Source organism: Bradyrhizobium sp. (genome assembly GCF_004799445.1).
Lineage (GTDB): Bacteria > Pseudomonadota > Alphaproteobacteria > Rhizobiales > Xanthobacteraceae > Bradyrhizobium.
The window spans coordinates 166,069-181,492 of the sequence record NZ_SSNA01000198.1; the positions used below are offsets into that span (position 1 = coordinate 166,069).

General features: G+C 62.3%; 14 protein-coding genes. 9 read left to right on the forward strand and 5 right to left on the reverse strand.

The window, feature by feature from the left end:
• Positions 1-2 precede the first annotated feature (2 nt).
• From fixJ to E8A46_RS25475, 3 genes are all read left to right on the forward strand, one after another.
• Positions 3-620 carry a response regulator FixJ gene (gene fixJ / locus E8A46_RS25465; protein ID WP_291567109.1) on the forward strand — a complete coding sequence of 206 codons (618 nt, stop codon included), beginning with the start codon at positions 3-5 and terminating at the stop codon, positions 618-620.
• Positions 621-704: 84 nt separating this feature from the next.
• On the forward strand, positions 705-1,106 hold the full coding sequence (locus E8A46_RS25470; RefSeq protein WP_291567112.1) for a response regulator: 402 nt from the start codon (positions 705-707) through the stop codon (positions 1,104-1,106).
• A gap of 111 nt (positions 1,107-1,217) precedes the next feature.
• Positions 1,218-1,916: a helix-turn-helix domain-containing protein gene (locus E8A46_RS25475; RefSeq protein WP_291567114.1), complete on the forward strand. Its 699-nt coding sequence runs from the start codon at positions 1,218-1,220 to the stop codon at positions 1,914-1,916.
• 3 nt (positions 1,917-1,919) lie between these two features.
• On the opposite strand, the gene E8A46_RS25480 is transcribed toward E8A46_RS25475, so the two are convergent.
• The 4 genes from E8A46_RS25480 to E8A46_RS25495 all read right to left on the reverse strand — a co-directional run bounded on the left by E8A46_RS25480 (position 1,920) and on the right by E8A46_RS25495 (position 7,976).
• Entirely contained in the window at positions 1,920-3,137 is a 1,218-nt protein-coding gene (locus E8A46_RS25480) for an MFS transporter (RefSeq protein ID WP_291567156.1), read from the reverse strand.
• A gap of 239 nt (positions 3,138-3,376) precedes the next feature.
• Entirely contained in the window at positions 3,377-3,877 is a 501-nt protein-coding gene (locus tag E8A46_RS25485; protein ID WP_291567116.1) for a PRC-barrel domain-containing protein, read from the reverse strand.
• 74 nt (positions 3,878-3,951) lie between these two features.
• Complete coding sequence (locus E8A46_RS25490) at positions 3,952-6,153, reverse strand: amylo-alpha-1,6-glucosidase (RefSeq protein WP_291567118.1); 2,202 nt, start codon at positions 6,151-6,153, stop codon at positions 3,952-3,954.
• A 59-nt stretch (positions 6,154-6,212) separates the two neighbouring features.
• The gene (locus E8A46_RS25495; RefSeq protein WP_291567119.1) at positions 6,213-7,976 is read right to left on the reverse strand and encodes an ABC transporter ATP-binding protein; all 1,764 of its coding nucleotides are present in this window, start codon (positions 7,974-7,976) and stop codon (positions 6,213-6,215) included.
• A gap of 291 nt (positions 7,977-8,267) precedes the next feature.
• On the opposite strand from E8A46_RS25495, the gene E8A46_RS25500 reads away from it, so the two are divergent.
• Positions 8,268-9,335 carry a glycosyltransferase family 4 protein gene (locus E8A46_RS25500; RefSeq protein ID WP_291567121.1) on the forward strand — a complete coding sequence of 356 codons (1,068 nt, stop codon included), beginning with the start codon at positions 8,268-8,270 and terminating at the stop codon, positions 9,333-9,335.
• Positions 9,336-9,348: 13 nt separating this feature from the next.
• Here the strand turns inward: E8A46_RS25500 and E8A46_RS25505 are convergent, their stop codons facing one another.
• Positions 9,349-10,092, reverse strand: coding sequence for a GntR family transcriptional regulator (locus tag E8A46_RS25505; RefSeq protein WP_291567123.1), 744 nt, complete (start codon positions 10,090-10,092; stop codon positions 9,349-9,351).
• Positions 10,093-10,290: 198 nt separating this feature from the next.
• On the opposite strand from E8A46_RS25505, the gene E8A46_RS25510 reads away from it, so the two are divergent.
• Genes E8A46_RS25510 through E8A46_RS25530 form a run of 5 tightly spaced genes read left to right on the forward strand, consistent with a single transcriptional unit; the run spans position 10,291 to position 14,869 of the window.
• Entirely contained in the window at positions 10,291-11,544 is a 1,254-nt protein-coding gene (locus E8A46_RS25510) for an ABC transporter substrate-binding protein (RefSeq protein WP_291567125.1), read from the forward strand.
• A gap of 15 nt (positions 11,545-11,559) precedes the next feature.
• The gene (locus E8A46_RS25515; RefSeq protein WP_291567127.1) at positions 11,560-12,429 is read left to right on the forward strand and encodes a branched-chain amino acid ABC transporter permease; all 870 of its coding nucleotides are present in this window, start codon (positions 11,560-11,562) and stop codon (positions 12,427-12,429) included.
• Complete coding sequence (locus E8A46_RS25520; RefSeq protein WP_291567129.1) at positions 12,426-13,412, forward strand: branched-chain amino acid ABC transporter permease; 987 nt, start codon at positions 12,426-12,428, stop codon at positions 13,410-13,412. Before E8A46_RS25515 ends, E8A46_RS25520 begins: the two co-directional genes overlap by 4 nt.
• A 9-nt stretch (positions 13,413-13,421) precedes the next feature.
• Positions 13,422-14,165 carry an ABC transporter ATP-binding protein gene (locus E8A46_RS25525; RefSeq protein WP_291567131.1) on the forward strand — a complete coding sequence of 248 codons (744 nt, stop codon included), beginning with the start codon at positions 13,422-13,424 and terminating at the stop codon, positions 14,163-14,165.
• Positions 14,165-14,869 carry an ABC transporter ATP-binding protein gene (locus tag E8A46_RS25530; protein ID WP_291567133.1) on the forward strand — a complete coding sequence of 235 codons (705 nt, stop codon included), beginning with the start codon at positions 14,165-14,167 and terminating at the stop codon, positions 14,867-14,869. The genes E8A46_RS25525 and E8A46_RS25530 overlap by 1 nt, the downstream gene beginning before the upstream one ends.
• Positions 14,870-15,424 lie beyond the last annotated feature (555 nt).

The window sequence follows — 15,424 nt, forward strand, 5'->3', positions numbered from 1 at the left end:
ACATGTCGGGCAAGGCAAAGATTTACGTCATCGACGACGATGTGGCGATGCGGGATTCGCTCAGCTTCCTGCTCGATGCGGCGGGCTTCGATGTCACAATATTCGAAACTGCCGTGAAGTTTCTCGAGGTCCTCCCGGGCCTTGAATTCGGCTGCGTCGTCTCCGACGTGCGCATGCCCGGCCTTGACGGAATCGAACTCCTGAAACGCATGAAGTCAGGCCAAAGCCCCTTTCCGATTGTGATCATGACCGGGCACGGCGACATTCCGCTTGCCGTCGAGGCGATGAAGCTCGGGGCGGTCGATTTTCTGGAGAAGCCCTTCGAAGACGATCGCCTGATCGCCATGATTGAAGCCGCGATCCGGCAGGGAGAACCCGCCGCGAAGAACGAGGCGGTTACTCGCGATATCGCGTCGCGGATCGCAACCCTCAGCCCCCGCGAGCGCCAGGTGATGGAGGGTCTGATCGCAGGGCTTTCCAACAAACTAATCGCTCGCGACTACGATATCAGCCCCCGGACCATTGAGGTATATCGGGCCAACGTGATGACCAAGATGCAGGCCAATAGCCTGTCGGAGCTGGTGCGGCTTGCGATGCGCGCCGGGCTACTGAAGGATTGAGCTAAATCAAGACGCCGTATTCCTGATGCGTGTTATCTGGACGATGCCCTATCCAGATCAGCACGAGCCACACGGCCTTTTGTGATGCCTTCATCCGCAAAATCTACCGTCTATGTAGTCGACGACGATGCGGACGTCCTCGGCTCACTGCGATTTCTTCTTGAGACGGACGGGTTCAACGTTCGGACGTTCAGAAACGCCGAGGCGCTGCTGAAAACCGTCCGTTCGACCGGCGTCGACTGCTTCGTGATTGACTACAAAATGCCCGATATGAACGGCATCGAACTGGCTCGCCGGTTGCGGAACCGCGATATCGCCGCGCCGGTTGTACTCATCACGGGTTATCCTGACGAAAATATCACGGCGCGGGCTGAAGCGGCGGGCGTACGGTATGTTCTGCTCAAGCCGCTGCTCGAGGACAGCCTCGTCACGCGTATCCGGGGGGCGATTCAGGAGGATCGCGCCAGCCATCAGCCAGGGGCGTAGGACGTGACCTCCGGAATTATACGTAGGTAAACCTCCCTAAGATATCACGCGAAATTTCCAGACCGAGCCGGCTCAAATAGTAAATGGCCATCCGCCGCAAAGGAGATGGTCATGCTCACCCAGTCGCTCAGCCCTTCGGTTCCTTCCGTCATTGGCAAAAAGATCAGCCCGCTTCCCCATCCTGTTCCCGACCAGTTTGGCGCCGTGACCGGGCATGCCGGCCTCGTTGCCACCGAGTTCTCGTACCGGAAGGATGAGGAAATCTATGGCGAGGATGAACCTGCGGAATACGTTTACCAGGTGATTTCGGGGGCGGTTCGCAGCTACAAGCTGCTCTCCGACGGACGGCGTCAGATCGGCGCATTCCACCTGCCCGGCGACGTGTTCGGGCTGGAATCCGGAACGATCCACCGGCTCGCCGCGGAAGCCATCATCGATACCACGGTGCGGCTGGTAAAGCGGCGAAGCCTCGAGCAAGCCGCCGGGATCGACGTTCAGGTCGCGCGCAAGCTCTGGGCGATGACCGCCGGCGATCTCCGGCATGCGGAAGATCATATGCTGCTTCTCGGACGCAAAACCGCAATGGAGCGTGTGGCCACCTTCCTGCTGGAGATGGATCGCCGCCTTGCGGTCACGGGCATGATGGCGCTGCCGATGTGCCGCCGGGATATCGGCGATTACCTCGGCCTTACGCTGGAAACCGTCTCAAGAGCGCTTTCCCAACTCCACGCGCAAGGCGTGCTCGGGTTTTCCGGCGCCCGCCAGATCGTGCTTCGCAACCGCCAATGCCTGCGCAATATGGACGCATGAACGCTACGGTCGCGCGCTCCGGCGCGTTTCCGGCATTGCAAACCAGATCACGGCGAGGCCTGCCGTTGCAACGACGGCAAGCCCGCTAAAGGCAATGCTGCTGCCGAATCTGTCACTGACGTAACCGGCGAGCACCGTGCTAAGGGAAGCGCCGATGCCGGTTGCGGTGCCGACAATGCCCTGCGCAAGATTGAAGTGACCACTTCCGAATGCGACGTCGGCGACAATCAACGGAATCATGACGCTGAAGACGGCCGCGGTGATACCGTCGAACACCTGGACCGCGACCAGCAAATACGGATCGCGGACAGTGGCAAACAGCACGCCGCGAATCGCCAGCGCGGCAAAGCCCATGAGCAGCAGCGGACGCCTCCCCCATCGCTGGGCCTTGCGTCCGACCGACGGAGACGTCAGCGCGACGATGGCCTGCGGCACGATGATGCACGCGGCGATCAGGACCGGCGCCCACTGGCTTGACCGGGTCGTTACCACACCCGCCATCAAAGGAAGCATCGCCCCGTTGGCGAGTTGAAGCAGCAATATGCTGCCGGCGAAGATCAGCAGGGTGCGCTGGCGCATCAAACCAAGAACGCTGGTTGATTCGGCATCGGGCGCCGCGCGCAGCAGGGCTCCGTGGGCCCGGGCTGCGTCAATCTCGCGCTCGCGGATACGCGCGAGCGAAAGCAGGGTCGGAATTGCCAGAATGAAGGTGACCAGAAACACCGAACGACTCGACAGCAGATAGCCGCAGGTGCCCATCACGGCAGCGGCAACCCCGTTTCCGAGCGATGCAAAGCGGGCGTTGCGTCCGAAGCGCTCGCCGATCGCCAGCGGCCCGACCAGACCGAGACTGATCGCGGCAATCGCCGGACCGAGCACGCAGCTGGCGGCAGCATGCAGGGTCGCGGCGGCCACCACCACCGGAAAGATCGGCCACGCCGCATATCCCAGCGCACTGACGCCGATTGTCGCGATCGCAAGGCCGGCGACGAGCCGCTCGGACCGGGCCGCATCGACGATGGCTCCGCCGGGCATCTGCCCGATCAACGCGACCAAGCCGCCGATCGACAGCACAAAGCCGATTTCCACCTGCGTCCATTTCTGCGTCGTCAAATAGACCGCAACGAATGGACCAAATCCGGTTTGCACATCCGCCAGAAAGAAGATGAACCAGTCGAGGCCGCGCAAGCTCTCACGCGAGGGAGTGGGCGCCGCCTCAATCGCCGCCGGTTCCGATACGAATGGCGGATTTCGATCGTCACCCGTCGGCAACCCACGGCCATCACCGTTGGTCTGGTCAATCTTGTGTCTGGATGAGCGCGCGAACAGGATATCTCTCCGCTTCTCTGGCGTCGTTACCCAATGGGGAAACTAAATGGGAAACTAAATCAATTTGTTGCTTCCGTGCCGAGCTCTGAAAATGAGTCGGATCAATGACTTGCGCATTATCGAGCCGGACCCTAGTGATCAAATTGCAGTGGCTGCAGGCTGCCGGAGGCACCGAGCACCACGATAGGCGTATCCTCCTTGTATTCGGGCGCTGCCGTGACTTGCGCCTTGGTCAATTCGAGCGTGATGCTGTCGCTCTTGCTGGCGATGCGTCCGAAATGCAGCGCGTTCCAGTCGACGACAATTTTCCGGCTGCCGACGCCGAGAAATCCGCCGAAATCGATCACTGCCGCGCGCACCATGCCGGCGCGATCGACGATCACGTCGACGATGCGTCCCATGTCCTCGTCAGTCGAGCTGCGAACCTCGCGTCCCAGCACGCCGTGCGCGTCCTGTGCGCCGATAATCGTGACCGATGGCGGTGGCGCGGGCTCTTTCGGCGCCGCCGGCGGAGCCGTGCCTTGCTGTTGAGACGGCTGCGGCTCGGTTGCATCGGCTTGCGCCCGGGATGGCGCAGCCAGCAACGCCGCAAGACTGGCGGCAACGAGGGTAAATAAGGGTCTAGCGCGCATGTCGTCTCCTCAATGCAAGGGGCGGCGCCAGCCGCGTCGCGGCGTCGCGGAGCGGTGGCCGCAAAATGCCGGTGCTAATGCGTCAGCACGATGGAAACCTGGATATGGCCACGCGTACCCATCACCTCCAGCGACACGTCATCGCCGTGCCGGCGAACGCAAAGATCGACGCTCGAGGGGCCCAGCCGCAGTTCGCGAAGGATCACTTCGTTGAGGAACGTCGGCAGGCGCGGGTTGCGCAGGCGAATTTCGCCGCGCTGATCGTCGAATTCAAGCCCGAGTGCGGCCTCCAGCAACGTGAACGGCGTCGCGCTCGCCCAGGCCTGCGGCGCGCAGGCTACCGGGTACAGCGTCGGTCCGCGTCCCTTCTCCCGCCGAAAGCCGCAGAACAACTCCGGAAGTCGCCGCAAATCCATATAGGTCGCGGCGTCGAACAGAGCGCCGAACACCTGTTCGACCGAATGTTTGAGGCCGTAACGCGCAAGCCCGAGCGCGATCAGCGCATTGTCGTGCGGCCAGATCGAACCGTCGTGATAGGACATCGGATTGTAACGCGCTTCGCCGCGCGCCACGGTGCGGATACCCCAGCCCGTGAAAAAATGCGGGCGCATCAGGTCGGCTGCTACCATGCGGGCGCGATCGGCGCGCACGATTCCGGTGAACAGCAGTTGCCCAGCATTCGAGGTGCGCACCCTGCACGGCTGTTTGCTGCCGTCGAGCGCGAGCGCATAGGTGCCGAGTTCGTCACACCAGAACGCTTCTTCAAAATGCCCGGCGAGTTGTTGCGCCTGGACCTCGAGCTGCCGCGCCCTGTCCGGCAGCCCCATGCGCATGGCGCAACGTGCCGCCAGCTGCTTGGCGGCAAACACATAGCCCTGGACTTCCGCGAGCGCGATATAGCCTTCGGCGAGCCGCCCGTCGGCATGGAAGATCGCGTCGTAGGAATCCTTCCAGCCCTGGTTCGCCAAGCCCTGCTCCGACGCGCGCTTATATTCGACAAATCCGTCCCGGTCGGGATCACCCGGCCCGTCGATCCAGTCTAACGCGGCTTCGATCGACGGCCATAACTCGGCGAGCGTCTCATTGTCGCCCGTGCGTTCGACATAAAGACCGGCCAGCAGAACGAATAGCGGGGTGGCATCGACGCTGCCATAATATTGCGCGAATGGCACCTCGCGCAGCGAAGCCATTTCGCCGCCCCGCATTTCGTGCAGGATCTTCCCGGGTTCCGCGTCGGCAAGCGGATCGGTGGTTTTGGCCTGATACAAGGCGAGCCGCTTCAACACGCCGCGCGCGACCCGCGGGTCGATCCACAGCATCTGCAGTGCAGTAATGATGCCGTCGCGACCGAATGTCGTTGAATACCAGGGGATCCCCGCATAGGGATACCGCCCCTGCGGCGTATCCGTCATCAACATGTTGAGGTCCGCCATCGACTGGCACAGCACCTCGTTGAAGATATTGTTCGACGTTTCGATGCTGGTGGCGCCTTTCGTGGACTGGCGCATCTCGCGGCGATGCGCGAGCAGGCCGCGAAAGAACGGCACCGATCTCGGCGCCGCCGGCTTGTTGCAGGACGCAACAACGAACAGCGACCTCGCCTGTTGTGGCGCCAGATCGAGATGATAGGTCGCGGCGTTCGCCGCAAGCCGTGTCGGGCGCGGCTCGAACTGAAGCGCCGTACCGCGGGATTTGCCGTCGAGCCCGGTGTATTCGAGCACGACGTCGGCAGCACCGAGCAATTTGCTGGAGCCGATGCCGCGGCGCGGCCGACGCTCGCCCCGGACCTCAAACAGATCGGCGAAGTCGTTATCGAACAGCAGCGTCAGCTCGAAGCTAGCCGGATTTTCACTGTGATTCTGCACGCCAATGCGCTGATAGGCCGATCCGCGCCACAGGAAGATCGTGCGCACGATGTGCAGCATGTCCTTCGGCAGCACGATCCGGCCGTTGCGATAGACGTCGGGATTGGTGAGATCTACCGTCAGCGCGGAATTGTCGTCACGCAGATTCGAGCCCAATAACAACGGCTGCACCTGGTCGAGCACGAGTTCGAGCCGGGCAAGATAGCGGGTGTCCGCGTTGAACAGGCCATCGGGTCCGCCGGCGGAAGCGCCGATGTCGCCATGGCTGTCGAGCACGATGAACGTGTCGTCGTGCTTGAGCGAGCGGCGCGGTCGCGCCGCCGGCCCGGTCATCGGGATGTAGAACGGCGATTCCGTGACCGTCTCCATGGTCCGGATCGTCGTGATTTGGGTCACGGCTTCAGCTGACATTTGACCTCGATCGCCTCCCCGAGCGTTAAGATGAGTGCACTCAACGCTACTATCGCAGATCAGGCCGCGTGCTGCGCAAGGCGGCTCATTTCCAGCGTTACCAGTTCACGGTAGGGACCCTGGCCCTGCATCAGGCGATCTGGCGGGCCGTCTTCGATGATCTTGCCGGCTTTCAGCATCACCACCCGGTCGAAATTCCGCAGGGTCGCAAGACGGTGGGCAATGGCGATGACGGTTCGTCCACGCATCAGTCGGCCGAGCGCCTCGCGTATCGCCTCCTCTGATTCACCGTCGAGCGCCGCGGTCGCTTCATCCAGCAGCAGAATCGGCGCGTCCTTGAGGAACGCACGCGCGATCGCGATACGCTGCCGCTGGCCGCCCGAAAATTTCACACCGCGATCCCCGACCATGGTCGCAAGCCCCTCCGGCAGGGTCTCGACGAAATCGCAGCGCGCCGCGATCGCCGCGCGCAATACCTCGTCGTCGGTCGCATTCGGGCGCCCGTATCGGATGTTTTCCATGATCGACCGATGAAACAGCGAAATGTCCTGCGGCACAACTGAAATCGCCGCGCGCAGACTTTGCTGCGTGACACGCGCAATATCCTGACCGTCGATGGTGATACTGCCGTGCTGGACGTCGTAGAATCGCTGCAGGAGAACAAACAGGCTGGATTTTCCGCCGCCGGATTGACCGACCAGACCGACCCGCTGCCCCGGCTGGATGCGGAGGCTGAATCTGTCGAACACCCCCAGTCCGCCGGGATAGCGAAACGAAATGTTGTTAAAGGCAATCGCCGCGCCGCTTTTGATCAGAGGCTCGGCCTCCGGGTGGTCACGCAGTTCGTGCGGAAGCAACAGGGTGGCGATCGCTTCGGTCAACCTGGCAACATGCTGGGTAACGTCGACCAGCGCCACAGCGAGATCGCGGGTAGCGCTCAAAATGGAAAGTCCGAGCGTGCAGACCAGCACGACGTCACCCGTAGTAGCCGCGCCGCGCTGCCAGAGCACAATGGCCCAGGCGAGCAGCGCGATCGTCAGCACGACGGTGATCGCGGCGTGCGTGATCCGGAGCTTTTCGAGATAACGCAGGCTGCGGCCCCGCGCCGTCAATTCCCGGTTGACGGTGGCATCAAACCGGTCGTGCTCGAAACTGAGGCCGCAAAATGCCCGCACCAGCGGCATGTTGTTGATGACATCGACCATCTCGCCATCGACGGCCGCGGCCTTGTTCGCGAAGTCGTCATGCAAGGGCTTGCCGGCGGCGGCGAGATGAAACATCGCGACTACCATCGCCCCGGCGACGACAACCAGTCCCCCCGCCATCACCGGACTGACGGTCCCGATCAGGGCAATCGCCGCGACGGTCGCAATACACGGCGGCAGTACGTTCCAGACAAACATGTTCTCGACGGTGAAGACGGCATTGGATGTGGCGGTAATGCGGCTGGTCAGCATTCCCGGCAACCGGTCCGAGAAATAGCTCGGCGCGTGACCGGTCAGATGACGGAAAATATCGCGGCGCAAATCGCCGGTGACGCCCACGAACGTGAAGCTTGCCGTCCAGCTGGCGATCCGCCACAGAAAATTATCCGCCGCTATCAGCGACATGAGAAAAACGAATGCCAGCCATACGCCACCCGCGCTGGCCGGTCCCGCCGACAGACCGTCGACCAGATACTTCACGCCATATTGCGTGCCTACCGAACAGGCAACGGCGGCAACCACGGTCGTCAAAATGACGACATGCGATGCCAGACGCTGGCGCAGGTAGCGCAGCACAAAAGGGAGCGGACGATTGGCGTATCCTGAGAGATTATCCATATGGCTGCAAAACCCGCTGGAGGAGAACGAAAGGCCGATCCGAAGATGTTCCGTGTGATCGAACGGCGGATGCCGCTCTGCAGTTCCCCTGCGCGGCTGCGCAAAAATTCTGCAATGCTGACAACGGCCGAAGCGTGATGGGGTGTGATGGCATCAACAAGACCATCACGTGGAAGAAGTACGCTCCTTGTGGGAACTTCGCACATGCGGAAACGTTCCCTCTGCGGCATGCCTGGTGCCGACCGGGTGATGGGGGCTTTCTCATCGATGACAACGATAGGAGACGGATAGATGCGCATCGCGCAGGTTGCTCCGCTGACGGAGGCTGTTCCGCCCAAACTTTATGGCGGAACCGAGCGGGTGGTACACTGGCTGACCGAGGAACTGGTAGCACTAGGGAACGACGTCACGCTGTTCGCCAGCGGCGATTCCCAAACCTCCGCGAAGCTCGACGCGACCTGGCCAAAGGCGCTGCGTCTTGACGGATCCGTCCGCGATCCCAATGCGCTGCATATGGTGATGCTGGAGCGCGTCCGGCAAAAATGCGACGATGAAGAGTTCGACTTTCTGCATTTTCACCTCGACTACTATCCGTTTTCGTTGTTCTCCCGCCAGCCGACCCCGTTTCTGACTACCCTGCACGGCCGGCTCGATCTGCCCGAGCATCAGCCGGTGTTCACCACCTTCTCTTCTGTTCCGGTGATTTCGATCTCGAATGCCCAGCGGCGTCCGGTGCCGCAGGCCAACTGGGTTCGCACCATCCACCACGGCCTGCCGGAAAAACTGCTGACGCCGCGACCGGTGACTCCCGGCTATCTGGCCGTGCTCGGTCGGATCGCGCCGGAAAAGGGTGTCGATCGCGCCATCAAGATCGCCATCCGGTGCGGCATTCCCCTGAAGATCGCGGCGAAGGTCGATCGGGCCGATCAGGACTATTACGATGAAATCGTCCGTCCCCTGATCGACCACCCCCTTGTCGAATACATCGGCGAGATCGGCGATCACGAAAAATCGGACTTTCTCAGCGGCGCGATCGGACTGCTCGTTCCGATCGACTGGCCGGAGCCGTTCGGCCTTGTCATGATCGAAGCCATGGCTTGCGGCACCCCGGTCATCGCCTACAACCGCGGCTCGGTTCCCGAAATCATCGACGAAGGCTTGACGGGCTTTATCGTCGAGGACGAAATCAGCGCGGTTTCCGCGGTCGGCCGGCTGTCCCAGCTGAATCGGGAGGCGATCCGGCAACAATTCGAGACGCGATTCACCGCCCGACGGATGGCGCTCGATTATCTCGCCGCCTATCGCAGCCTGACGGAGGCGGCCGCGCCACGTATCAAACTGGTGAGCAGCGCGGAATAGCGCTTCTTTGGGATTAATGGGCCGGCGCAGGATCGGCTTTGCCGAAGCGCCGCTCATAATCCTTGATATAGGCTTCCGGGGAAGGCTGCAGGTGGCGCCGGGTCAGCGCCACCAGCTCGTCCCGACGCGAACCACGAAGCGCCTTGATCATATCCAGATGGTCCCGGCGGGCGCGGTCGAGCGAGTCGGGAAATGCATTCGCATAAGAACGGATGCCGTATACCTTCTGGGCAAGCAGATCGATGGTTTCGATCAGACAGGCGTTGCCGCACAGACCAAATAAAATTTGGTGAAAACTGAGGTTGCTGTAGAAGACCGTCAGCAAGTCGCCTTCGGCGATGGCCGCGGTATGCCGGCGCTGCACTTCCTCCAGCCGCCCGATATCTGCTGCGGCAACCGGAAACGGGATGATGCGGACCGCCATCACCTCCAGCTCTTCACGAACCGCGTAGATTTCCCTTACTTCCTGTGGCGTTAATCCGCGCACCAGCGCACCACGGTTCGGGATACGTCCGACCAGGCCCTTCTTCTCGAGTTCGAAGAGCGCGAGTCTGACGTCCCCGCGATGGGTCTGGAACAGGTCACAGAGATCCTGCTCGATCAAGCGCTCCCGCGGTTGACGCCGGCCCAGGACTATGTCCTCCTCGATGCGCTTGGCGATCAGGACGGCAGCCGGTTCTCGCGGTCGCGGCGCCGGTATCTGACGGGATCCTGGCGTTCGGACCGTCGCGCGTTTGGCTGGTTTTCCGACCATCATTTCCCCGATTTCGACGACAGGCCCCGGCCGCCCGAAGCCGCCAAAAGCATCACCAGCCGACCATCGTTTTCAATTTCGAAAGTAAAACTGATAACCGTATTGTAAACAATCTTGAATGCGGTTACCATTTAAAAAAATGCGCGGACAGCAAACAAGCGGGCGCGAGCCGTTATCGTGGCCTTATCAGGGGGAAATGGCATGCAGAAAGCTCGCAAGGATTCCGCCGGCACTAAAGCCCGCCCACACCAGGCCTCGTCGAAGCGGCAGGGTCGCCGCGAATTTCTCATCAAGACCGGAGGCATCCTCGCCGCCGGTGCATTCGGCGCGGTGCCGCTGCGCGGCTGGGCGGCCGATCCGGTCAATATCGGCGCGCTTTATCCGACCACCGGAAGCATGGCGCAGATCGGCGTCGGCTGCGTCGCCGCCGCCAAGCTCGCCGTCGAAATGGTCAATGATGCCGGCGGCATCAAGTCGCTGGGCGGCGCCAAGCTCAATCTGATCGTCTCCGACGTGCAGAGCGACACCACGGTGACGCGCACCGAAACCGACCGCCTCATCACCGGCAACAAGCTGTCGGCGATCCACGGCTGCTATGCCAGCGCCCTCACCTTGATCGCAAGCGAAGTGGCGGAGCGCGCCAAGGTGCCGATCATCACCGGCTCCAGCTCGGACATGCTGAACAAGGGCCGCACCTACACCTTCACGCCGTTCGCGCGCGCCTCGCAATTCGCCCGCGCGCAGTTGCAGATGGCAAAACTCGTCAGCGATACGCCGAAGGTGGCCGTCATCTTCGAGAATACCGCGTTCGGCACCTCGACGTCGAACGGCCTGAAGGAGCTCGCGCCCGGAGAGGGCGTCGAAATCGTGATGTTCGAGCCCTATTCGGCCGGATTTACCGACGCCAGCCCGCTGATCAACAAGGTGAAGTCATCGGGCGCCAATGCGCTGTTCTCGGTCTCCTATCTGAACGACCTCATTCTGATCGTGCGGACCGTCAAGCAATTCGGTCTCAACGTCTCGATCAATGGCGGCTCCGGCGGCTTTGTCATTCCGGACTTCTACAAGAATGTCGGCAAGCTCGCCGAAGGACTGCAGGGCGTGGCACACTGGAACCACGATGTCAGCGACGACGCCCAGAAGGTGAACGTCGAATTCAAGAAGCGCACCGGTGAATTCCTGTTCGAATATGCCGGCGGCCTGGTCGCGCAGACCTTCATGCTGGCCGATGCGCTGGAGCGCGCGGGCTCGGCCGATCCGCAAAAGGTCCGCGAGGCCTTGTCGACGCTCGACGTCTCCTCCGGCTATGCGGCGATGGCGCCGGGCGGCAAGGTCAAGTTCGGACCCGACGGCAAGAACATCTACGGACACCCGGTCGGCGTGCAGTGGCAGGACGGCGATCTCGCCAGCGTCTTCCCGAAGGAAGACGCCCGCAAGCCGCTGCTGAAGATCTAGCGCCGGTCAAGCCAGATGTGGGAGACAGTGGCCCAGGCCGTCATCAACGGCCTGCTCATCGGCGGCATCTACGCGCTGGTCAGCATCGGCGTCACGCTGATCTTCGGCGTGGTCAAGATCGTCAATTTCGCCCAGGGCGAATTCGTGATGATCGGGATGTACATCAGCTTTTTTCTCGCCAACCAGTTCGGCATCGATCCCCTGCTCTCGCTGTTCGTGTCGATGCCGGTGCTGTTCGTGGTCGGCGTCCTGGTCCAGCATTTCCTGATCCGGCGGGTGCTCGGACCCAACGACATGCCCCAGATCTTCCTGACCTTCGCGCTGTCGCTGCTGCTTTTGAACCTCGCTTTGATGCTGTTTTCGGCCAACTATCGCACGGTCCACACCTCCTATTCCGACGAAGCGCTGCATGTCGGCGGGCTTTATATCCCGGTGGCGAAACTGATCGCCTTCGTGGTCGCGATGGCGCTGAGCGCCGCACTCTGGGTGTTCCTGCACACCACCGATCTCGGCAAGGCGATGCGCGCCGCCTCGCAGAACCGTGACGTGGCGATGCTGATGGGCATCAACCCCAACCGCGTGTTCTGCGTCGCACTTGGCATTGCGCTGGCGCTGGCCGGCGCCGCCGGCTCGCTGTTGATGCCGTTCTATTCGGCCTATCCGTTCGTCGGCCAGGTGTTCGTGCTGATGGCCTTTGTAGCGGTTGTGCTGGGGACACTGGGCAATGTGATGGGCGCCTTGATCGCCAGCCTGATGATGGGGGTCGCCGAGTCGCTCGGCGTACAATATGTCGGCGCCGACTCCGGATTGATCGTGGTGTTCGCGATGCTGCTGCTGACGCTCGCCTTCAAGCCGACCGGCCTTGGCGGAGGACGAGCCCGATGATGGCGCACCGCCCAAGTGCCCGCGGCATCGTCCTTTTGGCGGTCGGGATCGCGATCCTGATCGCGCTGCCGCAGGTGGTAACGAGTTCGTTCGCGATCGATATCTTCATCCGCATCCTCTTGTTCTCCTTCATCGGCATCGCCTGGAATCTGATGGGCGGATACGCCAAGCAATTGTCGCTCGGGCATGCCGCCTATTTCGGACTGGGCGCCTACACCTCGACCATCCTGCAGATCGATTTCAACATCTCGCCCTGGATCGGGATGATCGCCGGCGGCGTGGTCGCGATGCTGGCGAGCCTGCCGATCGGCTGGCTGTGCTTCCGCCTGCGCGGCCCCTATTTCACCATCGCCACCATCGCGACCGCGCAGGCCCTGATGCTGATCTTTCTCAAGTTTCGTGATCTGGCCTGGGGCGCCGAGGGCACCACCATCCCGAACCTCGGCTCGGCGCCGCTGATGATGCAGTTCGAGACCAAGGCGGCGTACTATTATGTGGTGCTGGGCCTGCTCGTGGTCGGGCTCGCCGTCACCTATGTGATCGAGCGATCCTGGATGGGATATTATCTGGTCGCCATCGGCGAGGATGAAGACGCCGCCGAGGCGATCGGCGTCAACGCTCCAAAAATCAAGCGCGACATCTATCTGATCAGCTCGTTTCTGACCGCGCTCGCCGGCACGTTCTATACGCAATACATCTACTTCATCGATCCGGCGACGGCGTTTTCCTTCAACATCTCGATCGAGGCGGCGCTGGTGTCGATCGTCGGCGGGATCGGGACGCTGTGGGGCCCGGTGATCGGCACCGTGCTTCTGGAGACGACGTCGACGCTGCTGCAGAGCTGGCTCGGCAGCTCGATCGGCGGCGTGCAGCTGACCGTGTACAGCCTGATCCTGATGGCGGTGATCCTGTGGCGGCCGACCGGGCTGATGGGCATGATCAGCGAAGCCTGGCATCGCCACCGCAAACCGGCGCAGGCGTAAGGGCATATCATGACAGATGCGCTCGTCATTCGCGGCCTCAGCAAGCGGTTCGGTGGACTGCGCGCCGTCCAGGAGGTCTCCTTCACGGTGAAGGAAAACGAAACCGTCGCGCTGATCGGGCCGAACGGCGCCGGCAAGACCACGAGTTTCAATCTCATCACCGGGTTTCACCGGCCGGATGCGGGCTCGGTGATGGCCTATGGGCGCGAGATCGTCGGCCTGAAACCCCACGACATCTGCGCCCACGGCCTCGCCCGCACCTTCCAGGTGGCCAAACCGTTCGGCGCCATGACGGTGCTGGACAACGTCATGACCGGCGCGTTCCTGCGCGACAAGAACACCGCTGCGGCGCGCGACAAGGCCCGCGAGGCGATCGAGTTCGTTGGCCTTACGGCGCGGGAGCGGACCGCCGCCAAGGATCTCACCACCATCGATCAGCGCCGGCTGGAGATGGCCCGCGCGCTGGCGACCGAGCCGCGGCTGCTGCTGCTCGACGAAGTCATGGCCGGGCTCAACCCGGCGGAGATCGACCAGGCGGTGGCGCTGGTCGGCAAGCTGTCGCAGCGCGGGCTGACCATCGTCATCGTCGAGCACGTGATGCGCGCCATCATGGCGGTGGCCCGCCACATCGTGGTGCTCGATCACGGCCAGAAGATCGCCGAAGGCGCGCCCAAACAGATCGTGGAGAACCCGGAAGTCATCCGCGCCTATCTCGGCTCCTACGTGCACCCACCGGCGGCGGGAGAGGCGTGATGCTGAAACTGGAAGCAGTCGGCGCCAGCTACGGTTCGGTGCCGGCGATCGCGAATGTCTCGATCGAGATCGGTGAAGGCGAAGCGGTCGGCCTGTTGGGAGCCAACGGCGCCGGCAAGAGCACGACGCTGCGCGCGATCTCGGGCCTGGTCAAACTCACCTCCGGCACCATCACCTTCGCCGGCACCGACCTCGCCTCGTTTCCGCCGTACCGGATTCCGGAACTGGGCATCGCCCATGTGCCGGAGGGGCGTCAGGTGTTTCCGGAAATGACGGTGAACGAAAATCTCGAGATCGGCGCCTATGTGCCGAAGGCCAAGGCCGAACGCGCCCGCACGCTCGAGCTGGTCTACAACATCTTTCCGCGGCTCGCCGAACGCCGCAAGCAACTCGCCGGCACCATGAGCGGCGGCGAGCAGCAGATGCTGGCGGTGGGCCGCGGCCTGATGCTCAAGCCTCGGCTCTTGATGCTCGACGAGCCCTCGCTCGGCCTCGCCCCCGTCATGACCGACGTGACCTTCGAGAAGATCGGCGAAATCCACAAGATGGGAACGGCGATCCTGCTGGTGGAGCAGAACGTCAGCCGCGCGCTGTCGCTGGTGCAGCGCGCCTATGTGCTGGAAAGCGGCAACGTCATCATGCACGGCACCAGCCAGGAACTCGCCAACAACAAGCAGGTTCAGTCGGCGTATCTGGGGATTTAGCGGCTGCATCGTCCCCATTGCCAGCCAACGGGTCGGCACAGAGCGCCGCCCCACAAAGACCCGTCATACTCCGCGAAAGCGGAGTATCCAGTACGCTGTGGCATCTCGATTCGATTTCTGGCGCTTCGGAATACTGGATCGCCCGCTTTCGCGGGCGATGACGGCTGTGGCGCGGATACAGTCGTGCCTATTGAAATGCTACCGATTCAATTTTCAAACAGCCACGGCACGAGACACTTTCGACGTCGTCATTGCGAGGAGCGAAGCGACGAAGCAATCCAACTTTCATTTGCGGCACCAAAGCTGGATTGCTTCGCTGCGCTCGCAATGACGACAGGATACACGTTCGCGATCTCGCCGCGCATTCCGCGCGAGTTTTGGCCTGCTCGTTCCGCCCTCTGCCATCAGAGGGCGCGGGGAATGCCGGGCGCCCGATGCGCCCGATAGCTGCGTGTGCAATGTGAGTAGTAGAACGCACACGCGTTAGTCAGGTCACACCGGAATCACCCGGCATTCCCCGCGCAATGGTTTACAGCTTATTTCGTGCTCTCCCCG